Origin of the sequence: Variovorax sp. 160MFSha2.1, assembly GCF_048305075.1 — a bacterium.
Classification (GTDB): domain Bacteria; phylum Pseudomonadota; class Gammaproteobacteria; order Burkholderiales; family Burkholderiaceae_C; genus Variovorax; species Variovorax guangxiensis.
On record NZ_CP157624.1, the window covers coordinates 1,626,536 to 1,650,656 of the forward strand.

At 67.9% G+C, this 24,121-nt stretch carries 25 protein-coding genes; 11 read left to right on the forward strand and 14 right to left on the reverse strand.

Annotated features, from left to right (window positions below; translation table 11 throughout):
- Positions 1-37: 37 nt before the first annotated feature.
- From ABL838_RS06995 to ABL838_RS07035, 9 genes are all read right to left on the reverse strand, one after another.
- Complete coding sequence (locus ABL838_RS06995) at positions 38-1,183, reverse strand: ABC transporter substrate-binding protein (RefSeq protein WP_418124826.1); 1,146 nt, start codon at positions 1,181-1,183, stop codon at positions 38-40.
- A gap of 170 nt (positions 1,184-1,353) precedes the next feature.
- Positions 1,354-2,439: a 1,2-phenylacetyl-CoA epoxidase subunit PaaE gene (paaE, locus tag ABL838_RS07000; protein ID WP_418124827.1), complete on the reverse strand. Its 1,086-nt coding sequence runs from the start codon at positions 2,437-2,439 to the stop codon at positions 1,354-1,356.
- A 13-nt stretch (positions 2,440-2,452) separates the two neighbouring features.
- Positions 2,453-2,980, reverse strand: coding sequence for a 1,2-phenylacetyl-CoA epoxidase subunit PaaD (paaD, locus tag ABL838_RS07005; protein ID WP_418124829.1), 528 nt, complete (start codon positions 2,978-2,980; stop codon positions 2,453-2,455).
- The gene (gene paaC / locus ABL838_RS07010; RefSeq protein ID WP_184635253.1) at positions 2,974-3,753 is read right to left on the reverse strand and encodes a 1,2-phenylacetyl-CoA epoxidase subunit PaaC; all 780 of its coding nucleotides are present in this window, start codon (positions 3,751-3,753) and stop codon (positions 2,974-2,976) included. The genes paaD and paaC overlap by 7 nt, the downstream gene beginning before the upstream one ends.
- A gap of 10 nt (positions 3,754-3,763) precedes the next feature.
- Positions 3,764-4,060 (reverse strand): 1,2-phenylacetyl-CoA epoxidase subunit PaaB, encoded by a 297-nt coding sequence (gene paaB / locus ABL838_RS07015; protein WP_126023084.1) that lies wholly within the window; start codon positions 4,058-4,060, stop codon positions 3,764-3,766.
- Complete coding sequence (paaA, locus tag ABL838_RS07020) at positions 4,057-5,067, reverse strand: 1,2-phenylacetyl-CoA epoxidase subunit PaaA (RefSeq protein ID WP_369659378.1); 1,011 nt, start codon at positions 5,065-5,067, stop codon at positions 4,057-4,059. The genes paaB and paaA overlap by 4 nt, the downstream gene beginning before the upstream one ends.
- 38 nt (positions 5,068-5,105) lie before the next feature.
- On the reverse strand, positions 5,106-6,416 hold the full coding sequence (gene paaK, locus ABL838_RS07025; protein ID WP_184635255.1) for a phenylacetate--CoA ligase PaaK: 1,311 nt from the start codon (positions 6,414-6,416) through the stop codon (positions 5,106-5,108).
- Positions 6,417-6,429: 13 nt separating this feature from the next.
- Positions 6,430-6,894, reverse strand: a complete 465-nt coding sequence (gene paaI / locus ABL838_RS07030) for a hydroxyphenylacetyl-CoA thioesterase PaaI (RefSeq protein WP_184635257.1) — start codon at positions 6,892-6,894, stop codon at positions 6,430-6,432.
- 4 nt (positions 6,895-6,898) lie between these two features.
- Positions 6,899-7,702, reverse strand: a complete 804-nt coding sequence (locus ABL838_RS07035; protein ID WP_418124831.1) for an enoyl-CoA hydratase-related protein — start codon at positions 7,700-7,702, stop codon at positions 6,899-6,901.
- A 168-nt stretch (positions 7,703-7,870) separates the two neighbouring features.
- Here ABL838_RS07035 and ABL838_RS07040 point away from each other — a divergent pair, with 168 nt between their 5' ends.
- Together ABL838_RS07040 and ABL838_RS07045 are read left to right on the forward strand one after the other, a co-directional pair.
- Positions 7,871-8,473 carry a phenylacetic acid degradation protein PaaY gene (locus ABL838_RS07040; RefSeq protein ID WP_418124832.1) on the forward strand — a complete coding sequence of 201 codons (603 nt, stop codon included), beginning with the start codon at positions 7,871-7,873 and terminating at the stop codon, positions 8,471-8,473.
- Positions 8,474-8,546: 73 nt separating this feature from the next.
- Complete coding sequence (locus tag ABL838_RS07045; protein WP_418124834.1) at positions 8,547-9,185, forward strand: TetR/AcrR family transcriptional regulator; 639 nt, start codon at positions 8,547-8,549, stop codon at positions 9,183-9,185.
- Here ABL838_RS07045 and ABL838_RS07050 read toward each other — a convergent pair.
- The 4 genes from ABL838_RS07050 to ABL838_RS07065 are packed head-to-tail and all read right to left on the reverse strand — an operon-like array spanning position 9,169 to position 13,247.
- Complete coding sequence (locus ABL838_RS07050) at positions 9,169-10,206, reverse strand: VWA domain-containing protein (protein WP_126023091.1); 1,038 nt, start codon at positions 10,204-10,206, stop codon at positions 9,169-9,171. The two genes, ABL838_RS07045 and ABL838_RS07050, sit on opposite strands and share 17 nt — an antisense overlap.
- Positions 10,203-11,192 carry a DUF58 domain-containing protein gene (locus tag ABL838_RS07055; RefSeq protein ID WP_418124835.1) on the reverse strand — a complete coding sequence of 330 codons (990 nt, stop codon included), beginning with the start codon at positions 11,190-11,192 and terminating at the stop codon, positions 10,203-10,205. Before ABL838_RS07055 ends, ABL838_RS07050 begins: the two co-directional genes overlap by 4 nt.
- A complete protein-coding gene (locus tag ABL838_RS07060; RefSeq protein ID WP_418124836.1) occupies positions 11,173-12,192 on the reverse strand; it encodes an AAA family ATPase in 1,020 nt (339 codons plus the stop codon). Before ABL838_RS07060 ends, ABL838_RS07055 begins: the two co-directional genes overlap by 20 nt.
- A 44-nt stretch (positions 12,193-12,236) precedes the next feature.
- Positions 12,237-13,247 (reverse strand): S1C family serine protease, encoded by a 1,011-nt coding sequence (locus tag ABL838_RS07065; protein ID WP_418124837.1) that lies wholly within the window; start codon positions 13,245-13,247, stop codon positions 12,237-12,239.
- 97 nt (positions 13,248-13,344) lie between these two features.
- Between ABL838_RS07065 and ABL838_RS07070 the strand changes: the two genes are divergently transcribed.
- The 7 genes from ABL838_RS07070 to ABL838_RS07100 all read left to right on the forward strand — a co-directional run bounded on the left by ABL838_RS07070 (position 13,345) and on the right by ABL838_RS07100 (position 20,150).
- On the forward strand, positions 13,345-14,205 hold the full coding sequence (locus ABL838_RS07070) for a TatD family hydrolase (protein WP_418124839.1): 861 nt from the start codon (positions 13,345-13,347) through the stop codon (positions 14,203-14,205).
- Between the two features lie 132 nt (positions 14,206-14,337).
- Positions 14,338-14,757, forward strand: coding sequence for a hypothetical protein (locus ABL838_RS07075; RefSeq protein WP_126023096.1), 420 nt, complete (start codon positions 14,338-14,340; stop codon positions 14,755-14,757).
- A 101-nt stretch (positions 14,758-14,858) separates the two neighbouring features.
- Complete coding sequence (locus ABL838_RS07080) at positions 14,859-15,392, forward strand: DNA-deoxyinosine glycosylase (RefSeq protein ID WP_126023097.1); 534 nt, start codon at positions 14,859-14,861, stop codon at positions 15,390-15,392.
- Positions 15,393-15,404: 12 nt separating this feature from the next.
- Positions 15,405-16,181, forward strand: a complete 777-nt coding sequence (locus tag ABL838_RS07085) for a spermidine synthase (RefSeq protein WP_184635266.1) — start codon at positions 15,405-15,407, stop codon at positions 16,179-16,181.
- 16 nt (positions 16,182-16,197) lie between these two features.
- Complete coding sequence (locus ABL838_RS07090) at positions 16,198-17,994, forward strand: GspE/PulE family protein (protein ID WP_126023099.1); 1,797 nt, start codon at positions 16,198-16,200, stop codon at positions 17,992-17,994.
- A 136-nt stretch (positions 17,995-18,130) separates the two neighbouring features.
- On the forward strand, positions 18,131-18,619 hold the full coding sequence (locus ABL838_RS07095; RefSeq protein ID WP_019654302.1) for a tripartite tricarboxylate transporter TctB family protein: 489 nt from the start codon (positions 18,131-18,133) through the stop codon (positions 18,617-18,619).
- A 19-nt stretch (positions 18,620-18,638) separates the two neighbouring features.
- Complete coding sequence (locus ABL838_RS07100; RefSeq protein WP_126023100.1) at positions 18,639-20,150, forward strand: tripartite tricarboxylate transporter permease; 1,512 nt, start codon at positions 18,639-18,641, stop codon at positions 20,148-20,150.
- Between the two features lie 193 nt (positions 20,151-20,343).
- Here ABL838_RS07100 and ABL838_RS07105 read toward each other — a convergent pair whose 3' ends face one another.
- Positions 20,344-21,270 carry a LysR family transcriptional regulator gene (locus ABL838_RS07105; protein ID WP_418124840.1) on the reverse strand — a complete coding sequence of 309 codons (927 nt, stop codon included), beginning with the start codon at positions 21,268-21,270 and terminating at the stop codon, positions 20,344-20,346.
- A 99-nt stretch (positions 21,271-21,369) separates the two neighbouring features.
- On the opposite strand from ABL838_RS07105, the gene ABL838_RS07110 reads away from it, so the two are divergent.
- The gene (locus ABL838_RS07110; RefSeq protein WP_418124842.1) at positions 21,370-22,344 is read left to right on the forward strand and encodes a Bug family tripartite tricarboxylate transporter substrate binding protein; all 975 of its coding nucleotides are present in this window, start codon (positions 21,370-21,372) and stop codon (positions 22,342-22,344) included.
- A 131-nt stretch (positions 22,345-22,475) separates the two neighbouring features.
- A complete protein-coding gene (locus ABL838_RS07115; RefSeq protein ID WP_418124843.1) occupies positions 22,476-24,089 on the forward strand; it encodes a gamma-glutamyltransferase family protein in 1,614 nt (537 codons plus the stop codon).
- Positions 24,090-24,121 lie beyond the last annotated feature (32 nt).

A 24,121-nucleotide genomic window follows, 5' to 3' on the forward strand; every position in this document is an offset into this window, starting at 1 on the left:
AGAAGCGACACGAAGTGCGCGGAGCCTGGGGGCGAGCTTATGGTTGGTACTTCCAGGCGCCGTTCTCGATCTTGACCATGACGCGTGCACGCTGGTCCAGGCCCAGGTGGTCCTGTGCGGTCATGTTGAACACACCGTGCGCGCCGGCCACTTCCTTGGTCTGCTCCAGCGCGTCGCGCAGTGCGGCACGGAACTCGGGCGTGCCGGGCTGGGCCTTCTTCAGCGCGACGGGCACGGCCGAGCTCATCAGCAGGCCGGCGTCCCAGGCGTGGCCGCCGAAGGTAGAGACCGAGCCCTTGCCGTAGGCGGCTTCATAGGCGGACACGTAGGCGAGCGCGGACTTCTTCACCGGGTTGCCGGCGGGCAGCTGGTCGGCCACGAGCACGGGGCCGGCGGGCAGGAAGGTGCCTTCCACGTCCTTGCCGCCCACGCGCAGGAAGTCGGCGTTGGCCACGCCGTGGGTCTGGTACATCTTGCCGGCGTAGCCGCGCTCCTTCAGCGTCTTCTGCGGCAGCGCGGCCGGCGTGCCGGAGCCGGCGACCAGCACCGCGTCGGGCTTGGCGGCCATGATCTTCAGGGCCTGGCCTGTCACCGAGGTGTCGGTGCGGGCATAGCGCTCGTTGGCCACGATCTTGATCTTCTTCAGGTCGGCGGCCTTGGCGAACTCCTGCGACCAGCCTTCGCCGTACGCGTCGGAGAAGCCGATGAAGGCGACGGTCTTCACACCGTTAGCGGCCATGTGCTCGGCGATGGCCAGCGACATCATGATGTCGTTCTGCGGCGTCTTGAACACCCACTTCTTCTTGGCGTCCATCGGCTCGATGATGCGCGCCGACGCGGCCACCGAGATCATCGGCGTCTGCGCCTCGCTGGCCACGTCGATCATGGCGAGCGAGGCCGGCGTGGTGGTCGAGCCCAGGATCACGTCGACCTTGTTCTCGGCGATGAGCTTGCGCGTGTTGTTGACGGCCGCGGTGGTGTCGGAGGCGTCGTCAAGCACGATGTAGTTGATCTTCTGCCCGCCGATCGTCTTGGGCATCAGCGAGATGGTGTTCTTCTCGGGGATGCCCAGCGAGGCTGCCGGGCCGGTGGCCGAGATGGTCACGCCGACGTTGACGTCGGCCCAGGCCGCGAGGGCCGTGGCGCACAGGGCGGCGGTCAGCAGGGGCTTGAAGAATTTCATGTTGCTTTGTCTCCGGGTTGAAAATCGATTGAGGCCTGAAGTATCTCCGTTGCAGGTGTCTTTTTCAGGGCACCCGTGGAACCGGCTTTGCCGGGCCACCGGGTGCGCCCCCTTGAGGGGGGATCCGAAGCGACACGAAGTGCGCGGAGATTCGGGGGTGGGTTCATCTTTCAGCGCTCGTCGAACGACAGCGTGACGCGTTCGGTAAGGGGGTGCGCCTGGCAGGTCAGTACGAAACCCGCGGCGACTTCATTCTTGTCGAGCGCGAAGTTTCTTTCCATGCGGACTTCCCCGTCCACGCACTTCGCGCGGCAGGTGCCGCACACGCCCGAGGTGCATGAGAACGGCACCTCGAGCCCCGCGGCCGATGCCGCATCGAGGATGCTGGGCTGCCCTTCGGTGAAGGTGATCTCGCGCTGCAGCCCGTCGCGCACGATGACGATGCGCGCCTGCTTCGCGTCGCCCGGCTGCGCCTCGTGCACCACCGCGCCCACCTGCGTGGCCGAGGGCAGGGCGACGCCGAAGCGCTCGATGTGGATGCGGTCTTCTGGCACGCCGGCCGCCAGCAGCGCGGCCTCGGCTTCGTCGTTCATCTGGAAGGGGCCACACACGTACACATGGTCGATGTCCGCTGCAGGCACCACGCTCGCGAGGAACTCGCCGATCTTCTTGCGGTTCATCACGCCGAAGCCCAGCGGCGAATCGGTGTGCTCGTCGGAGAACACGTGCTGCAGCACGAGGCGCGTCATGTAGCGGTTCTTCAGGTCCTCGATCTCTTCCTTGAACATCGTGGACTGCAGCTGGCGGTTGCCGTAGATCAGCGTGAAGCGGCTGTGCGGCTCGCGCGCGAGCACCGTCTTCATGATCGACAGGATGGGCGTGATGCCGCTGCCACCGGCAATGCCGACGTGATGGCGCGCCGAGCCGGGCTCGATGGGCACGAAGAAGCGGCCCTGCGGCGCCATCACCTGGATGGTGTCGCCGGGCTTCAGGCTCGCGTTGATCCAGTTGGAGAACACGCCGCCGCGCACCTTGCGCACGCCGACGCGCAACTCGCCGTCGTCGAGGCCGGCGCAGATCGAGTAGGAGCGGCGCAGGTCCTGGCCGTCGATCTCGTGGCGCAGCGTGAGGTACTGGCCCTGCGTGAAGCCGAAGACCTGCTGCAGATCGGCCGGCACCTCGAAGGAGACGATGACGGCCTCGGCCGTGTCGGGCTCGATGGCCTTCACGCGCAGGGGATGGAAGAGGGTGCTCATCGCGGGGGAAGTCTCAGATGGGTTTGAAGTGTTCGAAAGGCTCCTTGCACGCCATGCAGCGGTACAGGGCCTTGCAGGCGGTGGAGCCGAAGGCCGACAGCCGCTCGGTGCGCTCGCTCGCGCAGCGCGGGCAGGCGATGCGCTCGCCGGCGATGCGGCCGAAGAGCCTGATCGGCATGGCGGTGTTGGCGGCCTGCTCCGCGTTCAGGTGCGCGGGCGGCGCGATGCCGTAGGCCTTGAGCTTGGCGCGGCCCTCGTCGCTGATCCAGTCGCTGGTCCAGGCAGGCGCGCGGCGCAGGGTGGCGCGCGCGCGGCCGAGGCCGGCCTGCTCGACGGCGGCCAGCACGTCGTGCTCGATGGCCTCGGTCGCGGGGCAGCCGGAGTAGGTCGGCGTGAGCACGATCTCCAGGCCGTCGTCGTGCTCGATCACCTCGCGCACGATGCCGAGGTCGCACACCGACACGGCCGGCACCTCGGGGTCGGGCACGGTGTGCAGCACCGCCCATGCGGCATCGACACGCGAGGCCAGGGCGGTCACCACACGCCTCCGGGGAAGGTGCGCTGCAGGTGCTGCATCTCCGCGAGGATGTAGCCCATGTGCTCGCTGTGCACGCCGTGCTTGCCGGTGCTGCGGAAGGCGGCTTCCTTGGGCATGGCGAGGCCGGCGGCGTCCAGCACCTGCTGCATCTCGGCGAGCCAGGGCTCGCGAAGTTCGCTCCATGCCGGGCCGAGGCCGCTCGCGCTGGCGGCGGCATCCACGTCGTCGCTGAAGAACAGCTCGGGCATGTAGAGCCACAGCTGCTTCAGCGCCTTCTCGGTGCGGCGGCGCGATTCCTCGGTGCCGTCGCCCAGCCGCACCACCCAGTCGCCCGAGTGCTGCTGGTGGTAGCGCGCTTCCTTCAGCGCCTTGCCGGCGATGGCCGCCACCTCGGGGTCGTTCGATGCGGCCAGGCGCTGCCACAGCAGCTTCAGCAGCGTCGAAACCATGGTGTTGCGCACCACGGCGAAGGCGAAGTCGCCGCGCGGCAGTTCGGCGATGGTGAGGTTGAAGTAGTCGCGCTCGTCGCGCAGGTAGGCGAGCTGATCCTCGTCATGCTCGCGGCCGGCGCCTTCGAGCTTGCCGGCGTGCGTGAGCAGCGCGCGGGCCTGGCCGACGAGGTCGAGCGCGATGTTGGCCATCGCGATGTCTTCCTCCAGCACGGGCGCGTGGCCGCACCATTCACCCAGGCGCTGCGCGAGCACCAGGCAGGTGTCTCCGATGCGCAGCAGGTATTGCACGGCGGGCGTGCGGTTCAGTTCGATCGATGCTTGCATGGGGCGACGCTCACATGTGGTCGACCGACTTGGGCAGGGCATAGAAGGTCGGGTGGCGGTACACCTTGTCCTCGGCCGGGTCGAAGAACATGTCCTTGTCGCCCGGATCGCTGGCCACGATCTGGTCGGAACGCACCACCCAGATGCTGCTGCCTTCCTGGCGGCGGGTGTACACGTCGCGCGCCATCTGGATCGCCATCTTCGGGTCGGCGGCGTGCAGGCTGCCGCAGTGCTTGTGGTCCAGGCCGGCCTTGCTGCGCACGAACACTTCCCACAGGGGCCACTCTTGCTTCTGTTCGACGGTCATGCCGCCTCCTTCATAGGTTGTTTGTTGGCGTGGGCCAGCGCGGCTTCGCGCACCCATGCGCCGTCTTCCCAGGCGTCGACGCGGGCCTGCAGGCGTTCGCGGTTGCAGGGGCCGTCGCCGCCGATCACGCGCCAGAACTCGCTCCAGTCGATGGCGCCGAAGTCGTGCGCCTGGCGCTCTTCGTTCCACTTGAGGTCGGGGTCGGGCAGGGTCACGCCGAGGATGCGGGCCTGCTCCACGGTGGCGTCGACGAACTTCTGGCGCAGCTCGTCGTTGCTGAAGCGCTTGATGCCCCAGCGCATCGACTGCGCGCTGTTGGGCGACTGGTCGTCCGGCGGGCCGAACATCATGATCGAGGGCCACCACCAGCGGTTGACCGCGTCCTGCACCATGGCCTTCTGCGCCTCGGTGCCGTGGGTCATCATGGTCAGCAGCGACTCGTAGCCCTGGCGCTGGTGGAAGCTCTCCTCGCGACAGATGCGGATCATGGCGCGCGCATACGGCGCGTACGAGCAGCGGCAGATCGGCACCTGGTTCATGATGGCCGCGCCGTCCACCAGCCAGCCGATGGTGCCCATGTCGGCCCAGGTCAGCGTGGGGTAGTTGAAGATCGAGCTGTATTTGGCCTTGCCGCTGTGCAGCGCCTCGAACATCTGGTCGCGCGAGGTGCCCAGCGTCTCGGCCGCGGCATACAGGTAGAGGCCGTGGCCGCCCTCGTCCTGCACCTTGGCCAGCAGGATGGCCTTGCGCTTGAGCGTGGGCGCGCGGCTGATCCAGTTGCCCTCGGGCAGCATGCCGACGATTTCCGAGTGCGCGTGCTGGCTGATCTGCCGCACCAGCGTCTTGCGGTAGTGCTCGGGCATCCAGTCCTTCGCCTCGATGAAGTCGCCGGCGTCGATGTGCGCGTCGAAGCGCTCCTCGAGCTGCATCTCCTCTGCGGAGCGCACGGCCTTCTGCTTGCCGTCGCCCGCGTCCTTGCCCATGGTGTCCATCGCCTGGGTGTACATGTGCGTGTCCTTTCGGTCGGTGTTGGAAGTGGCTTGTGTCAGCGCGGGCGTGTGTCGATCACGCGGCGCGCCTTGCCGGTCTGGGTGCGTTCCATCTCGTCGGGGCCGTGCACCACCACGCGGGTGGAGATGCCGATGAGCGTCTTCACGCGGTGCTGCAGCCAGTCGCCGATGGCGGCGCGGTCGGCCGATGCGACATCCGCGGGCTTGAGCTCGCAGTGGATCTCGACCTGGTCGAGCTTGTCGGCGCGGCTCACGTGCACCTGGTAGAGGCCCGAGAGCGCCTGGTGCGCGAGCACGATCTCCTCCACCTGCGTGGGGAAGACGTTGACGCCGCGGATGATCATCATGTCGTCGCTGCGCCCGACGATCTTGCCCATGCGGCGGAACGAGCGCGAGGTGGGCGGCAACAGGCGCGTGAGGTCGCGCGTGCGGTAGCGCACGATCGGCATGGCCTCCTTGCTCAGCGAGGTGAAGACGAGTTCGCCTTCCTCGCCGTCGGCCTTCAGCTCGCCGGTCTCGGGGTCGATGATCTCGGGGTAGAAGTGGTCTTCCCAGATCACGGGGCCGTCCTTGCTCTCCACGCATTCGCTGGCCACGCCCGGGCCCATCACTTCGCTGAGGCCATAGATGTCGACCGCGTCGATGCCGGCCCTGGCCTCGATGTCGCGGCGCATGGCTTCGGTCCACGGCTCGGCGCCGAAGATGCCTACCTTGAGCGAGCTCTCCTTCGCGTCGAGCCCCTGGCGCTCGAACTGCTCGATGATCACCTGCATGTAGCTGGGCGTGACCATGATGATGTTCGGCTTGAAGTCCTGGATGAGCTGCACCTGCTTCTCGGTCTGGCCGCCCGACATCGGGATGACGGTGCAGCCCGCGCGCTCGGCGCCGTAGTGCGCGCCCAGGCCGCCGGTGAAGAGGCCGTAGCCGTACGACACGTGCACCATGTCGCCGGGACGGCCGCCCGCGGCGCGGATGGAGCGGGCGACGAGGTCGGCCCAGGTGTCGATGTCCTGCAGCGTGTAGCCCACCACGGTCGGCTTGCCGGTGGTACCGGAAGAGGCGTGGATGCGCGCGACCTTCTCGCGCGGCACGGCGAACATGCCGAAGGGGTAGTTGTCGCGCAGGTCGCTCTTCACCGTGAACGGGAACTTCGACAGGTCGGCCAGCGACTTCAGGTCGTCGGGGTGCACGCCCTTGGCGTCGAAGGCGCGGCGGTAGTGCGGCACGTTGTCGTAGGCGCGCTGCAGCGTGGTGCGCAGGCGGGCGAGCTGCAGCGCGGCGATCTCGTCGCGGCTGGCGGTTTCGATGGGCTCGAGCTCGCCGGGGGCGGGGCGTTTGACTGTCATGGGTGTTGTCTCCTCAGGCGGCTGCTGCGGCGGGCGGAACGGCCGGGCGGCCCTTGGCGGTGTAGGAGCGGCCGCGGAAGATCGCGACGCGCTCGCCGCGCTGGTTGGTGATCTCGGTGTCGTACACGCCGGTGCGCCCGGCCTTCGACACCTCGTGGCAGCGCGCGGTGAGCACGTCGCCCTCGCGCGCGGGGGCGATGAAGTCGATGGCGAAGCCCGAGGCCACGGTCAGCTCGTCGTACGAGTTGCAGGCGAAGGCGAAGGTCGAATCGGCCAGCGTGGCCATGAAGCCGCCGTGGCAGATCGCGTGGCCGTTGAGCATGTCGGGGCGCACGCGCATCTCGATGGTGGCCTGGCCGGGGCCGACCTCCACGATGCGCATGCCCAGGCCCTTGCTGGCGTTGTCGTTGGCGAACATGCCGTCGCGGACGTACTCGGCCGTCTGCTGGGGCGTGCGTTGCTGGTTGTTGTCGGTCATGGCTTCAGCGGTCCTTGAAGACGGGCGCGCGCTTGGCGCGGAAGGCTTCCACGCCTTCGCGGTAGTCATTGGCGTTGCCCATCTCGCGCTGGATGCGGGCTTCCTCGGCCAGCGCCGCGCCCAGGTCCATGTGCTGCGCGGCGGCCATGGCCTCGCGGGTGGCGACGAGGGCGCGCGTGGGCATGCCGGCGAGCTTCGATGCGAGGGCGGCTGCCGTTTCGGCGAGCGCTGCGTCGTCCACGCACTGCCAGATCAGGCCGATGCGCGCGGCTTCCTCGGCGGGCAGCTTGTCGCCGAGCATCGCGATGCCCAGCGCGCGCGCCGAGCCCACGAGGCGCGGCAGCAGCCAGGTGCCGCCGGTGTCGGGCACGAGGCCGATCTTGGTGAAGGCCTGGATGAAGCTTGCCGAACGCGCGGCCACCACGATGTCGCAGCACAGCGCCAGGTTGGCCCCCGCGCCGGCGGCCACGCCGTTGACGGCGGCGATCACGGGAACCGGCATCGAGCGCAGGCGCGCGACGAGCGGGGCGTACCAGGTGGAGATGACATGGCCCAGGTCTTTGGGCGCGGCGCCAGGCGTGGTGTCGGGCGCAACAGACGGGTCGGCCAGGTCCTGACCCGCGCAGAAGGCGCGGCCGGCACCCGTGAGCACCACGCAGCGCACGCTCCCGTCGGATGCCGCGGCTTCCAGCTCGGCCATCAGCGCTTCATGCAATTGCGTCGTGAAGCTGTTGAGAGCAGCCGGCCGGTTCAGGCTCAGCGTGCGGACGGCACCGGCGTTGCTGGTGAGTACCAAAGGCTCAGTCATCGCTTGTCTCTTTCATCCTTATGGGTACGGGCCGGCGTGCAAACACTATTGACCGACCGTTCGGTTGATTTTAGGATCGACCTCGATGGCGGCACAAGGCGGCTCGATCAGGGCAAACCCTGAGAGCGCGCTGAAAGCCAGCCAAGGCAAGACAAGGAGACAGAGCGAATGCCCAGCTATTCCATCGACGGCGTGATCCCGGTCGTCGATCCGAGCGCCTACGTGCATCCCACGGCCGTGCTGATCGGCGACGTGATCGTCGGCCCCAACTGCTACGTGGGCCCGTGTGCCAGCCTGCGCGGCGACTTCGGCCGCATCGTGCTGGAGGAGGGCTCCAACGTGCAGGACCACTGCTGCATCCACGGCTTTCCCGACAACGACACGGTCGTCGAGGTCAACGGCCACATCGGGCACGGCGCGATCCTGCACAGCTGCATCGTGCGGCGCGACGCGCTGGTGGGCATGAACGCGGTGGTGATGGACGAGGCCGAGATCGGCGAGAAAGCCATCGTCGCAGCGTGCGCCTTCGTGCCGGCCGGCATGAAGGTGCCGGCGCGCACGCTGAGCGCCGGCATTCCGGCAAAGGTCAAGCGCGAGCTGAGCGATGAAGAGATCGCCTGGAAGCTCGAAGGCACCCAGACCTACCAGGCGCTCACGGTGCGCAGCCTCGCGAGCCTGCGCGAGGTGGAGCCGCTTTCCAGCTTGGAGAAGAACCGCCCGAGCCTGCCGGCCACCGACGTGCGTTCGCTCATCGCGACGAAGCGCGGCTGAACCTCGCCGAGCTTCGGGCAAGATCGCGCGTTGCCTTCAACCCCAACACCGAAGAACCCAGGAACACGAACCGATGCCGCGTGGAAGATCCGCCACCTACGAGGACCAGCGTGAATTCATCCTCGCGCAGGCCGCCCAGCTGTTCGCGCGCAGCGGCTACCCTGCCACCTCGATGAACCAGGTGGCCGAGGCCTGCGGCCTCTCGAAGGCCACGCTCTACCACTACTACAAGGACAAGAGCAGCCTGCTCATCAGCATCGCGGAAACGCACGTGTCCAAGCTCGCGGCGCTGGTGGCCGAGGAAGAAGCCTCGACGCACACCGACGAGGAGCGCCTGCGCCGCTTCATCTACCGCATCGTCGAGGAATACGCCGGCGCCCAGGACGCGCACCGCGTGCTGACCGACGACGTGCGCTTTCTCGAAGAGGCCGACCGCGAGCGCGTGCTCGACAAGGAACGCGAGGTGGTCGCGGGCTTCGCGCGCGCAGTGTCGGCGCTGCGCCCCGGTGCGCCCAGCGACGACCTCGCCAAGCCGCTGACCATGCTGCTCTTCGGCATGATCAACTGGATGTTCACCTGGATGAAGCCCGACGGCCGGCTCGACCACGTGGCCATCGCGCCCATCGTGGCCGACCTGTTCCTCGGCGGCATCGGGGCGGTGAAGTCGCCCGAGGCGCCGGCGGCCCCCCGCGGCGCTAGAGAATCCGGTTGAACCAGAGCAGCGAGAGCCCGGCCGACAGCAGCGTAAGCACGGCCGCGCCCAGCGCGAAGAGCGCGGAAATTTCGGTTTCCTTCTTCTCCACCGTGAGCTTGGAGCTCAGCGTTTCGTAGACCTTCTTCAGGTCATTCGCGGTGCCGGCGTAGAAGTATTCGGCGTTGGTCTTGTTGGCGATGGCCTTGAGCGTGTCCTCGTCGAGCCGCACGCGCATCGACCAGCCTTCGAAGCCGATGGTCTCGCCGTCCACCGTGCCCACGCCCACCGTGTAGATGCGCACGCCGCGGTCGGCGGCCGCCTTGGCCGCATCGAGCGGGTCGACGCCGGTGGTGCGCTGGCCGTCGGTCAGCATGATGACCGCGGCCGAGGTGAACGAGCCCGGCGCCACCGGCGTGAACTCCTTGAGCTTCTTCTCGTTCTGGTCGATGGCCGCACCGCGCTGGCGGCTGGGCGAGCTGAACTGCTCGACGTCGATGCCCGCGTCGGGGAACAGCGTGGCCAGCGACACCACGATGGCGTTGCCGGTGGCGGTGGCGCGCTGCAGCTGGAAGCTGTCGATGGCGGTCACCAGGTCTTCATGGTTGGTGGTGGGCAGCTGCGCCACCTGCGCGCTGCCCGCGAAGGCGACGATGCCCACCTTCACGGTGCGCGGCAGGTCCTTGATGAAGCTCTTGGCCGCCTCCTGCGCCGCCACCAGCCGGTTGGGCTGCACGTCGGCCGCGCGCATGCTGCCCGATACGTCCATCGCCAGGATGATGGTCTGCTGGTTCGACGGCAGCACCACCACCGCCATCGGCCGCGCCGCGGCCACCAGCATCGCGGCCATGGCCAGCAGGAACAGCAGGGGCGGCAGGTGCCGCCGCACGCTCTGCCCGGCGCCCATGGCTTCTCGCACGATCGACAGGCTGGCGTAGCGCACCGCCAGCTTCTTCTTGCGCCGCAGCAGCCAGAGGTAGAGCAGGATCAGCAGCGGCAGCGCCGCCAGCAGCCAGAGGAATTGAGGCCAGAGAAAAGTCATGCTGCCACCGCCTTCAGGCCAGCCTGGCCGATGCGCGCGCGGCGCTTGCGCAGATCGGCGAAACGGACGATGGCTTCCACCAGGTCGTCATCGGTCGAGAGTTCGAGCGCGTCGACACCGGCCCGGGCCAGCGCCTCGCGCAATGTGTTCTCGCGCTCGGCCGCCAGCCGGGCGAAGCGCTTGCGGAAGCCCGCGTCGTGGGTATCGACCCACAGCTGCTCGCCGGTCTCGGCGTCGCGCAGCGGCACCAGGCCGAGGTCGGGCAACTCCAGCTCGAGCGGATCGAACAGGCGCACCGCGACCACCTCGTGGCGCTGCACCAATTGGCCCAGCGGGCGCTCCCAGCCGGGTTCGCTCAGGAAGTCGGACACCACGAACACGGTGGAGCGCCGCGGCATCAGGGTGGCGGCCGACTTGAGCAGGTCGGCCAGCCGCGTCATGCCTTTCTGCGCGGGCTCGGTGCCGGCCTTTCCGGCGCGCTTTTCCATCGCGTGCAGCAGGTGCAGCACATGGCGCCGCCCGCTGCGCGGCGGGATCACCGCTTCGAGATCGCTGCCGTAGACCAGCGCGCCCACCCGGTTGCCGTGCCGCGTGAGCAGCCGCGCCAGCACGCCGACGAAGCCCGCCGAGATCTCGCGCTTGGCTTTCAGGCCCGAGCCGAAGTCGACCGAGCGGCTCAGGTCGAGCACGAACCATGCGGCCATCTCGCGGTCTTCGGTGAACACGCGCACATGCGGCGTCTGCAGCCGCGCGGTGACGTTCCAGTCGATGTGGCGCACGTCGTCGTGGTGCTGGTATTCGCGCAGGTCGGCCAGGTCGAGCCCGGTGCCGCGCATCAGCGTGCGGTAGTCGCCCTGCAGCAGGCCGTCGAGGCGGCGGATCACGGTCCACTCGAGCCGGCGCAGCGCGCGTTCCGCCCCTCCGGCCTCCATGGCGAGCCGGTCGTCGTTCGCGGCCGCGGGGGCCTTACGCCACCAGCTTTTCATGTTCGAGCGGTTTCGGAGGAGCGGGGACTGCGCGCATGATCTTCTCGACCAGGCTGTCGGGCGTCAGTCCTTCGGACAGCCCCTCGTAGGAAAGCGTGACGCGGTGGCGCAGCACGTCGGGCACCAGCGCCGTCATGTCTTCCGGCAGCGCATAGCTGCGTCCGCGCAGCAGGGCGAGGGCGCGTGCACCTTCGGTCAGGCTGATGCTGGCGCGCGGGCTGGCGCCGAAGGTGATGAAGCGGCGCAGGTCCTTCAGCCCATGCTTCTCGGGCGTGCGCGTGGCCGACACCAGCTTCACCGCGTACTGGATGAGCGAAGGGTCGACGTACACGCACCGCGCCTCGGCCTGCAGCGCCGCGAGCTGCTCGGTGGTGGCGACCGGCGTGGCGCTGACGGGCGCGCCGATCACGCGCTGCACGATGACGAACTCTTCCTCGTCGGTGGGATAGTCGACCAGCACCTTCATCATGAAGCGGTCGACCTGCGCCTCGGGCAGCGGATAGGTGCCCTCGGTCTCGATGGGGTTCTGCGTGGCCATCACGAGGAAGGGGCGCGGCACCCTGTGTGTCTCGCCGGCAATGGTCACCTGGCGCTCCTGCATCACCTCGAGCAGCGCGCTCTGCACCTTGGCCGGCGCGCGGTTGATTTCGTCTGCCAGCAGCAGGTTGGCGAACACCGGGCCCAGCGAGGTGCTGAAGTCGCCGGTCTTTTGGTTATAGATGCGCGTGCCCACCAGGTCGGCGGGCACGAGGTCGGGCGTGAACTGGATGCGCTTGAACTGGCCGCGCACCGTGTCGGCCAGCGTCTTCACCGTGAGCGTCTTCGCCAGCCCCGGCACGCCCTCGACCAGCAGGTGCCCGCCCGCGAGCATGGCGACCATCACGCGCTCCAGGAAGCGGTCCTGCCCGACGACCACGCGCTTCACCTCGTAGAGGATCTGCTCCATCAGTTCGGCCGTCCCGGCCGGCGTGGGGTTGGCGGTGGTCTCTGCTGTGCTCATGCGAAGGGCTTTCGAGAGGAAGGGAAGAGAAGAAAGAAGATCGTTCAGAACGGCGGCGAGCCCGCGGCCGAGGCCGCGTTCTCGATGGGCACCGCGAAGCCGATGCCGATGAAGGTGCGCTGCTGCGTCGGGTTGAGGATGGCGGTGACGATGCCGAGCACCTCGCCGTCCATGTTGATCAGTGGTCCGCCCGAGTTGCCGGGGTTGGCGGCCGCGTCGAACTGGATCAGGTTGCCCAGCTCCTGCTTGCCCTCGGGCGAGCGGAACGAGCGCTTCAGCCCCGACACCACGCCGGCCGACACCGAGGGCCCGATGCCGAAGGGAAAGCCCACGGCCGCCACCTGGTCGCCGGGGCGCAGGTCGGCGGTGGAGCGCATGGTGGCGGGGATCAGGTCGTCGGGAATCTTCTGCGCCTGCAGCACCGCGAGGTCGTTCTCGGGCTGCACGCCGGTGATGGTGGCGGGCGCCTCCAGGCCGTCGTAGAAGGTGACCTTGATCTTGTCGGCGCCGGCGACCACGTGCAGGTTGGTGAGGATCACGCCCTTGTCGACGATCACCACCCCCGTGCCCACGCCGCGCTCGAACTCGCCCGGCGCGCCGCCGTCGTTGGGCGCCTCGGGCGGCTTGCCCTTGGCCATGTTGCGCCCGCGCTTCTGGGTCTTGGCCTCGGGCGTGTTCTTCTCCTCGCCGTAGCTCACCACCCGCACCACCGAGGGCCGGATGATGTCGGCCGCCTTGGCCGCGGGCGAGGGCAGGGTGTTGGTCTGCAGCGTGCGCAGCACAGCCGCGTCGATGTCTTTCTGGGTGAGAACCTTGGTGCCAGGGCGCGGCGCCCAGAGCACGGCGCCGGCGACCATCGCGGCCGAGAGCACGACGAGCAGCGCGAAGCTGCGGCGTCCGGGCTGCCAGCCTGCTTTCCTGACAGGAGTTTCGGGAGGTACGGAGCCCGCGCCGGCCGTCTCAGGCGATGCCGGCGCATCCGCCCGTTCGGCCGCCTCGTCTGCGGCCGGTGGCTGCGTGCGGGGCGAACGGCTGTAGAAAGCGGGCCTGCGCATCGGAGTACCTCCGGCTTAAAAAATCGCAATCGCGTGTAGAGGAGTTCACAGTAGCACGCTTTCCGCGCCTGCGCATCCCATCGGGCATCATCGCGCGATGGCTACCTTCATCGATACCCACTGTCATCTGGACGCGCCCGAATTCGGTGCGGAGATGCCGGTGCTGCGCGCCCATGCCGCCGAGCGGGGGGTGGCGATGTGCGTGATCCCGGCCGTGGCCGTCTTCAACTTCGCCACCGTGCGCGAGCTGGCCCACGCGCAGGGCGATGCCTATGCGCTGGGCATCCACCCGCTGTGCACCGGCGAGGCGAAGGACGAGGATCTGCAAACCCTCGACGCCGAACTCGCCGCCCGGCGCGACGACCCGAGGCTGGTGGCGGTCGGCGAGATCGGCCTGGACTACTTCGTCGAAGGGCTAGACGGCGAAAAGCAGGAGCGGTTTTTTCACACTCAGTTGCAACTGGCACGCAAGCACGGGTTACCCGTGCTCATCCACGTTCGGCGCTCGGTCGACAAGGTGCTCAAGCATCTGCGGCAGACGGCGGGCGGGCGGCCGTGGCAGGGCATCGCGCACGCCTTCAACGGCAGCGGGCAGCAGGCCGGCGCGTGCATCGAGCTCGGGCTCAAGCTCGGCTTCGGCGGCGCGGTGACCTTCGAGCGTGCTCTGCAGCTTCGGCGGCTGGCCTCCGCGCTGCCGATGGAATCGATCGTGATGGAGACCGACGCGCCCGACATCCAGCCACACTGGATCTACCGCACGCAGGCCCAGCGCGATGCCGGCGAGCCGCAGGGGCGCAACGAGCCGGCCGAGCTGCCGCGCATCGCCGAGGTGGTGGCCGATCTGCGGGGCATCGGCATCGATGCGCTGGCCGAAGCGACCACTCGCAACGCGGTCGCGGCGCTGCCGAAGCTCCAAAGTCTGCTGTCCGTGTCGGATGGCCGGAAACCCCTCGCGTAGGCCGATGCCCCGAGTTGCGTCCGGGCGTGCCAAGGGCCCGTTTTTGCTGTCATCCTTGAAGTTCGAAGTGGCGTTGGTTGTGCAGTGGCACATCCGTCACTCCCATACTTCACTCAAAAAAGGAGTTCTTTCATGACCAAGTCCTTTGTTCGTACCGTTCCCGTCGTCGTCGCCCTGGCGCTGGCATCCATCGGCCTGTCGGCCGTTGCGCAGACCGCAGCCACCACCGAGCCATCCACCACCGAGAAGGTGAAGGAAGCCGGCAAGGATGCGGTGAACGCCACCGAGCGCGGCGCGGAGAAGGCCTGGGACGCGACCAAGAGCACCACCAAGAAGGCCGTGAACGCTACCGAGCGCGGCTCCAAGAAGGCCTGGAACGCGACCAAGCGCACCACCAAGAAGGCAACCAACGCCACCAAGAACGCCGCCGCGAAGACCGGCGATGCCGTCGAGAACGCCGGCCACAAGACGGCCGACGGCATGCGTTCCACCGGCAAGGCGATCGGCGAGAAGATCCCCGGCACGGCCGAGAACGAAGCCGCCAAGAAGTAAACAGTTCCGGAACCCTTCCGGATCTCGCGAAAGAACCCGCTTCGGCGGGTTTTTTTATGGGCGCACGGGGCACGCGCCCGACAGTGGCACGATTGCCGACCATGAACCCCTCCGCCGCATCCACGGCCGCCGCGAGCCCGTTGCTCACGGGGCTCGCGCCCATCGTCTCGCCGGCCACCGTCGTCCTGATCCTGGGCAGCTTTCCGGGAGTGAAGTCGCTCGAGCGGCAGCAGTACTATGCACACCCCCAAAACCAGTTCTGGAAGATCCTGCAAGCCGTGTGGCCCGACATCCCCTTGCCCTCGGGCGCCGACAGCTACGGGCCGCGCTGCCGGTGGTTGCTCGACCGCGGCCTGGGCGTGTGGGACGTGTATGCGTCCTGCGAGCGCGAGGGCAGCCTCGACTCGGCCATCCGCGCGCCCGTGGCCAACGACATCGCCGGCCTGCACCTGCCGAAGCTCGCGGCCATCGCGCACAACGGCGGCGAGAGCTTCAAGCATGCGCGCCACACGCGCGCGCTGGGCGTGCCGGTCTACCAGCTGCCTTCCACCAGCCCCGCCAATGCGTCGTGGAGCTTCGAGCGCAAGCTCGCGGCCTGGCGCGAAGTGCTGGCTGCCCACAAACTAGTCGCCTGACCCGCTGCATCGATGGCATCGAGCAAAACTCCTGTTTCCCTCCCTGAAGTCAACTTTTCCGACTGGGGCGACATCCGCTATCTGCACCTGGGCACCGAATGGGTCCAGGGCTCGATGAAGCTCGATGCGCCCTTCGAGATCGAGCTCGAGTACGTGCAGCGCATGATGGCCTGGCTGCTCTTCGCCGACCCCAAGAGCGTGGCCGGCCGCCATGCCATGCAGCTCGGCCTGGGCGCGGCCACGCTGACCAAGTTCAGTCGCAAGATCCTGCGCATGCGCACCACCGCGATCGAGCTCAATCCGCAGGTGGTGTCGGCCTGCCGCGGCTGGTTCAAGCTGCCGCCGGACGACCCGAAGCTGCGCGTGGTGATCGCCGATGCCGCGGCCGAGATCCGCAAGCCCGAGTGGCATGGCACGGTCGACGCGCTGCAGGTCGACCTGTACGACCACGAGGCCGCCGCGCCGGTGCTCGACAGCGAGGACTTCTACGCCGACTGCCGCGCGCTGCTCACGGAAGACGGCTGCATGACGGTCAATCTCTTCGGCCGCTCGTCGAGCTACGAGCGCAGCCTCGAGAAGATTTCCTCCGCCTTCGGCGCCGATGCCGTCTGGGCCTTCAAGCCGACGCGCGAAGGCAACACGGTGGTCCTCGCGCAGCGCACGCCGAGCCGCCCGAAGCGCGAGGCGCTTGCCGAGCGCGCGCAAACGATCCAGACTCGCTGGGGCTTGCCCGCACCCAAATGGCTGCGGGTCTTCAAGCCGCAGAATCCGACACTCACCCGAACCTGAACCCGACCCACGGCACATGAGCGCTGTACCCGCTGCTTCCGCCCCCGCCCCGCTGGCCGCGCGCCACGAAGGCCCGCTCGACCTGCGCCGCCTGATCGAATGGCTCGCCGCCGATGGCGTGATTTCCCCGCACGAGGCCAAGCGCACCATCGCCCGCTGCGCACAGGCCGAGAGCCGCCAGGCGCCGCTGGTGCGGCTGGCCAACGTCGCCATGACGCGCGAGAGCGACAACAAGCCGCTCGACCTCGAAATGCTCACGCAATGGCTCGCGGGCCGCGCGGGCCTCTCCTACCTGCGCATCGATCCGCTCAAGGTCGACGTGGGCAAGGTGGCCGACACCATGAGCGCCGCATATGCCGAGCGCCATAAGGTGCTGCCGGTGCAGGTGCTGCCCAACGAGGTGGTGGTGGCCACGGCCGAGCCCTTCCTCACCGACTGGATCGCCGAGGTCGAGCGGCAGGCGCGCCGCTCGGTGCGGCGCGTGGTCGCGAACCCGGCCGACATCCAGCGCTACACGGCCGAGTTCTTCGCGCTCGCGAAATCGGTGCGCGCCGCGCAGAAGGCCGGCGGCAACGCCAGCACCACGAGCTTCGAGCAGCTGGTGGAGCTCGGCAAGAGCAACAAGCAGCTCGACGCCAATGACCAGAGCGTGGTGCAGGTGGTCGACTGGCTGTGGCAGTACGCCTTCGACCAGCGCGCGAGCGACATCCACCTGGAGCCGCGCCGCGAGCAGGGCGTGATCCGTTTCCGCATCGACGGCATCCTGCATCCGGCCTACCAGATGCCCATGGGCGTGATGAACGCGATGGTCGCGCGCATCAAGCTGCTGGGCCGCATGGACGTGGTCGAGAAGCGCCGTCCGCTGGACGGCCGCATCAAGACCCGCAACATGCGCGGCGACGAGATCGAAATGCGCCTGTCGACGCTGCCGACCGCCTTCGGCGAGAAGATGGTGATGCGGATCTTCGACCCCGACACCGCGGTGAAGGACCTCGACGCGCTGGGCTTCGCGCAGCACGACGCGCAGCGCTGGGAACAGCTCGTCACGCGCCCCAACGGCATCATCCTGGTGACCGGGCCCACGGGCTCGGGCAAGACCACCACGCTGTACTCCACTCTCAAGCGCGTGGCGACGGAAGAGGTCAACGTGAGCACGGTGGAGGACCCGATCGAAATGATCGAGACCTCCTTCAACCAGACGCAGGTGCAGCCGCAGCTCGACTTCGGCTTCACCGAGGGCCTTCGCGCGCTGATGCGGCAGGACCCGGACATCATCATGGTCGGCGAGATCCGCGACCTCGCCACCGCCGAGATGGCGGTGCAGGCCGCGCTCACCGGCCACCTCGTGTTCAGCACGCTGCACACCAACGACGCGCCGAGCGCCATCACGCGGCTGATGGAACTGGGCGTGCCCTCGTACCTCATCAACGCCGTGATGCTTGGCGTGCTCGCCCAGCGCCTCGTGCGCACGCTGTGCCCCAACTGCAAGCAGCCCGACGACACCGTCACGCGCGAGAAGCTCGAGGCCATCGTCAAGCCCTGGCAGATCACCGGCTCGGTGCGCGCCTACAAGCCGGTGGGCTGCGTCGACTGCCGCATGACCGGCTACATGGGCCGCATGGGGCTGTACGAACTGCTGAGCGTCAGCGAGCCGTTCAAGAGCCAGGTCACGAAGGAGCCCAACCTCGCCGGGCTGCGCCGCCAGGCCGTGATCGACGGCATGCGGCCGCTGCGGCTGGCCGGCGCGCTGCGCGTGGCCGAGGGCGTGACCACCATCGAAGAAGTGCTGAGCGCCACGCCTCCGCTGGAATGATCCGCCCCGGTTCCAGCCCCGGGAGCGACTGATGCTCCCGGGTTATCCCTAAGACTTTGGTTAGTGGAATCCACATCGGCCTGACCGGAAGCTGACTCGACAATCCCGCATCGAAATTTGTTCGAGGAGACTGTTCGTGAAGATCAAGAGTCAGAAAGACTTTTTCTCGGGTCTGATGTTCACGGTGGTGGGCGTGGCGTTCGCATGGGGCGCCACCACCTACACCGTGGGCACCGGGGCCCGGATGGGACCGGGTTACTTCCCGTTGATGCTCGGCATCCTGATGGCCCTCATCGGCCTCGGGATCATGTTCACCGGGCTCAGCGTCGAGACCACCGACGGCGAGAAGATCGGCAAGTGGGCCTGGAAGCAGGTGGTGTTCATCCTCGGCGCCAACCTCGCCTTCGGCGTGCTGCTCGGCGGCCTGCCGAGCATCGGCGTTCCGGCCATGGGCATGATCATCGCCATCTACGCGCTGGTGATCATCTCCAGCCTCGCGGGCCACGAGTTCAAGCTGCCCAGCGTGCTGATCCTGGCCACCGTGCTGGCCGTCGGCAGCTACGTCGCCTTCATCTGGGCGCTCAAGCTCCAGATCCAGGTCTGGCCGACCTTCATCACCGGTTGAGAAGAAAGCCGACCACATCATGGAATTGTTTGAACACCTCTCGATGGGTTTTGGCGTTGCCTTTACCTTCACCAACCTGCTGTACTGCCTGATCGGCTGCATCCTGGGCACGCTGATCGGCGTGCTCCCGGGCATCGGCCCGGTCGCGACCATCGCGATGCTGCTGCCGGCCACGTACGCGCTGCCGCCCGTGTCGGCGCTGATCATGCTGGCCGGCATCTACTACGGCGCCCAGTACGGCGGCTCCACCACGGCCATTCTGGTCAACCTGCCGGGCGAATCCTCGTCGGTGGTGACCGTGATCGACGGCTACCAGATGGCGCGCAAGGGCCGTGCGGGTCCGGCGCTCGCCGCCGCCGGCCTGGGTTCGTTCTTCGCGGGCTGCGTGGGCACGCTGATCCTGGCCGCCTTCGCGCCGCCGCTGACCGAGCTGGCCTTCAAGTTCGGCCCCGCCGAATACTTCTCGCTGATGATCCTGGGCCTGATCGGCGCCGTGGTGCTGGCCTCGGGCTCGCTGCTCAAGGCCATCGCGATGATCGTGCTGGGCCTGCTGATGGGCCTGGTCGGCACCGACGTGAATTCGGGCGTCGCGCGCTACAGCTTCGACATTCCGGAGCTCACCGACGGCATCGGCTTCGTGGCCATCGCCATGGGCGTGTTCGGCTACGGCGAAATCATCGCGAACCTCTCGCGCCCGGACGACGAGCGTGAAGTGTTCACCGCCAAGGTTTCGGGCCTGTTCCCGACCAAGGACGACTTCAAGCGCATGATTCCCGCGGTGCTGCGCGGCACTGCGCTGGGCTCGGCCCTGGGCATCCTGCCGGGCGGCGGTGCGCTGCTGGCTGCCTTCGCTGCCTACACGATCGAGAAGAAGACCAAGCTGAAGGCGGGCGAAGTTCCCTTCGGCAAGGGCAACATCCGCGGCGTGGCGGCTCCCGAGTCGGCCAACAACGCTGGCGCGCAGACCTCCTTCATCCCGCTGCTGACGCTGGGCATTCCGCCCAACGCGGTGATGGCGCTGATGGTGGGCGCGATGACCATCCACAACATCCAGCCGGGACCGCAGGTGATGACCAGCAACCCCGAGCTGTTCTGGGGCCTGATCGCCTCGATGTGGCTGGGCAACGCGATGCTCATCATCCTGAACCTGCCGCTGATCGGCATGTGGATCAAGCTGCTGTCGGTGCCCTACAAGTACCTGTTCCCGGCCATCGTTCTGTTCTGCGCGATCGGGGTGTACTCGACCAACAACAACACCTTCGACATCTGGATGGTGGGCATCTTCGGCCTGGTGGGCTACACCTTCTTCAAGCTGGGTTGCGAGCCTGCGCCGCTGCTGCTGGGCTTCATCCTGGGCCCGATGATGGAAGAGAACCTGCGCCGTTCGCTGCTGCTGTCGCGTGGCGACTGGAGCGTGTTCGTGACGCGCCCGATCTCGGCGAGCCTGCTGGCCGCGGCAGCCCTGCTGCTGATCATCGTGCTGCTGCCGGCCGTGAAGTCGAAGCGCGAAGAGGCCTTCGTCGAAGACTGATCCTTTACGCTCTGCACGACGGCGCCTTCGGGCGCCGTTTTTGTTTTGGGGGAGAGGATTCGGACAGCCGAACGCAGAAGTCGCGAAAGTTTCGCAGAGGTCGCAGAAGGAAGATCGAAGAAGTTTTCATGGTTTCTTCCGCGACCTTCGCGTGATTTTTGTATTTCTTCTGCGTTCGGCTGTCCGCTCCCCTTCAGAGCTTGCCCGCGCGCGGCGGCTTCATGTGCTGCCGCGCCATCGCCAGGAAGGCCATCGCCGCCGGGCTCAGCGGATGCTTGGCCAGCCGGATGGCGACCACCGGGTACTCCAGCACGGGCCGCGTCACGCCCACGGCGCGCAGGTTGCCGGGCATCAGCACTTCCACATAGCGCGGCGCCAGCGCCACGCCCGCGCCGGCCTGTATGAGGCCGAAGGCGGTGGACAGCATCGAGACGTGGTGCACCACCTGCGGATACACGTTGGCCACGCTCGCCAGCTGGCGGCTCACGGCGCGCCACACGTTGGCGTCGGGGTTCACGTGAATGAAGGGCAGCCCCTCCAGATGTCTGGCCTCGACCGATTCGTGCTGGGCCAGCGGATGGTCGTCGCGCACGAAAAGGGCCATGCGCTCGGTGAAAAGCGGCTCGGTCGCCAGCTCGGAATGCTTCTGGCCGATGTCCGAGCCGAAGCCCAGGTCGGCCTCCTGCGAGAGCACGCGCGAAATCATCTGCTCGGCCGTGCTGTCGAGCAGCGTGGCCGCGAGCGTGGGGTGCTTCTGCGAGAAGCGGCCCAGCAGCGGCGGCAGCAGGGCGCCCGCGGTCAGGTGGCCCACGGCCAGCACGATGCGGCCTTCGCGCAGCTGCGACTGGGAGCGGCAGGCGCCGACCGAATCGTCGATCAGCCGCAGCGCGCGAACGGCGGTGTCGACCATCATCTGGCCCGCGTTGGTCATGCGGATGCGGCGCCCGCGCACCACCAGCGGCTGCGCCAGTTCTTCCTCGAGCCGCTTGACCAGGTGGCTGATGGCGGGCTGGGTGAGCTGCAGGGCCTCGGCCGCCAGCGTGAAGCTGCCGGTTTCGGCCACCGCCGCCAGCGCCCGCAGCTGCTGCAGCGAGATCTCTTCGGCTAGGGCTCGTGTCATAAACGGCATTGATAGTTGAATAAGCCGAATTATCTGGCTTGATGCGCCAGCGGTGCATAGCATGCTCGGTTCCCACTGGCACAGAATTCTTTCCCGCACATGAAACGCCTCCAGTTCCTCCAGGTGCTCGCCGCCGCGCTGTTCGGCCTGGCCGCCTCGTCCGCCAGCCTGGCGCAGGGCTATCCGAACAAGCCGATCCGGCTGATCGTTCCGTTCCCGGCCGCGGGCGCCACCGACCTCTTCGCCCGTACGCTGGGGCAGAAGATGGGCGACAAGCTCGGCACCACGCTGGTGGTGGACAACAAGCCCGGCGCCGGCGGCGCCATCGGCTCCGACCAGGCCGCCAAGGCCGCGCCCGACGGCTACACCATCCTGCTGGCCACCACGAGCACGCACGCCATCGGCCCCGCGATCAGCAAGCTGCCCTACGACACGGTGCGCGACTTCACGCCGATCGCGCACGTGGGCGACGCGGCCAGCATCATGCTGGTGCCGGTCAATTCGCCCGCGAAGACGGTGCGCGAGTGGATCGACTACGCGAAGAAGAACCCCGGCAAGCTCAACTACGCATCGAGCGGCAACGGCACCATCGTGCAGCTCACGGCGGAGCTCTTCAAGGCGCAGGCCGGCGTGTTCGTCACGCACATTCCCTACAAGGGCACGGCGCTGGCCATTCCCGACCTGATCAGCGGCAAGGTCGACGTCCTGTTCGACTCGCTGCCCACCGGCATGCCGCACGTGCGCGACGGCCGCCTGCGCGCGCTGGGCGTCACTTCGCTCAAGCGCAGCCCGCTGGCACCCGAACTGCCGCCCATCGCCGACACGCTGCCGGGCTACGAGTCGAACACCTGGTTCGGCTTCTACGGTCCGAAGAACCTGCCGGCGGACATCGTTGCGAAGATCAACAAGGCCGCCAACGACGCGCTGGCCGACCCCGAGGTGAAGGAAAAGCTGGCGCGCCTGGGCATCGAACCCGCGATGCCCGGTACGCCCGACCAGTTCGCAAAGATGGTTTCGACCGATGCCGCCAAGTGGAAAAAGATCGTCGTAGACCGCAAGATCACCAACGAGTGACAGGCTCGCCCCCAGTCTTCGCGCACTTCGTGTCGCTTCGCCAACCCCCTGCCGGGGGCAACACCAGAGGGCCGGCAAAGCCGGTTCCTCGGTGTTTCCCGAATTGTTCACGCCATCCTTGAAAGCACGGTATGAAGTTCGATTACGCCAATCCCTATCTCTCCACGCGCATCCCGATCTTCGCGCGCAACGTGGTGTCGACCTCGCACCCGCTGGCCTCGCAGGCAGGCCTGCGCATCCTGCAGCAGGGCGGCAACGCGGTCGACGCGGCCATTGCCACCGCCGCCGTGATGACGCTGGTCGAGCCCGTGAGCAACGGCCTGGGCAGCGATGCCTTCTGCATCCTGTGGGACGGCAAGGAGCTGCACGGCCTCAACGCCTCGGGCCCCGCGCCCAAGGACTGGACGCCCGAATACTTCAAGGCCAAGTACGGCGCCGATGCCGCCACGCCGCCGATGCGCGGGATCGACTCGGTCACGGTGCCGGGCGCGGTGCGCGGCTGGGTGGCGCTGAGCGAGCGCTTCGGCAAGCTGCCCTTCGCCGACCTGCTGGCGCCGGCCATCGACATCGCCGAGCGCGGCTACCTCGTGCCGCCGGTGGTGCAGGGCAAGTGGGCCGCGGCCACGCCGATCCTGCAGTCGCAGCCGGGCTTCGCCCAGACCTTCCTGCCCTGGGGCCGCGCGCCCGAAGTGGGCGAGATGTTCCGCTTCACGGCCGCCGCACGTGCACTGAAGGCCATCGCCCGCACCAAGGGCGAGGCCTACTACAACGGCGAGATCGCCGAGGCGCTGGCCAGGTTCTCCGCCGAGCAGGGCGGCGCGCTCACCGTGGCCGACCTCGCGGCCTACCAGCCCGAGTGGGTCAAGCCCATCTCGCGCGACTACCGCGGCCACACGCTGCACGAGATCCCGCCGAACGGCCAGGGCATCGCGGCGCTGATCGCGCTGGGCATCCTGGAGAAGTTCGACATCGCCTCGCTGCCGGTCGACTCGGTGCAATCGCAGCACCTGCAGATCGAGGCCATGAAGCTGGCCTTCGCCGACGTGTACCGCTACGTGTCGGAGCGCAAGACCATGGAAGTGACGACCGAGCAGATGCTCGACGACGCGTACCTGGCCTCGCGCGCCCGCCTCATCGACCCGAAGAAGGCGCAGGACTTCAAGGCCGGCAACCCGGTCAAGGGCGGCACCATCTACCTCACGGCGGCGGACGAGAGCGGCATGATGGTCAGCTTCATCCAGAGCAACTACATGGGCTTCGGCTCGGGTTGCGTGGAGCCCGAGTACGGCATCAGCCTGCAGAACCGCGGCCACGGCTTCAGCCTGAAGGCCGAGAGCCCCAACGTGGTGGCACCGGGCAAGCGGCCGTTCCACACCATCATCCCGGCCTTCCTCACGAAGGGCGGTCAGCCGGTGATGAGCTTCGGCGTGATGGGCGGCAACATGCAGCCGCAGGGCCACATGCAGACGCTGGTGCGCATGCTCGACTACAAGCAGAACCCGCAGGCTGCCTGCGACGCGCCGCGCTGGCGCTTCAACGCGGGGCTGGAGATCAACGTCGAGGCCGCGATGAACCCGGCCACGGTGCAGGGCCTGCGCGAACTGGGCCATCACCTGGAAGTGATCGAAGACTCGTACCAGGACTTCGGCGCCGGCCAGTTCATCTGGCGCGCGGGCGAACCCTCGGTGGAAGGCTACGTGGCCGCCAGCGACCCGCGCCGCGACGGCGTGGCGGCGGGGTACTGAGCGCAAGCCAGGGGTTTGCGCTTGCCGCGATG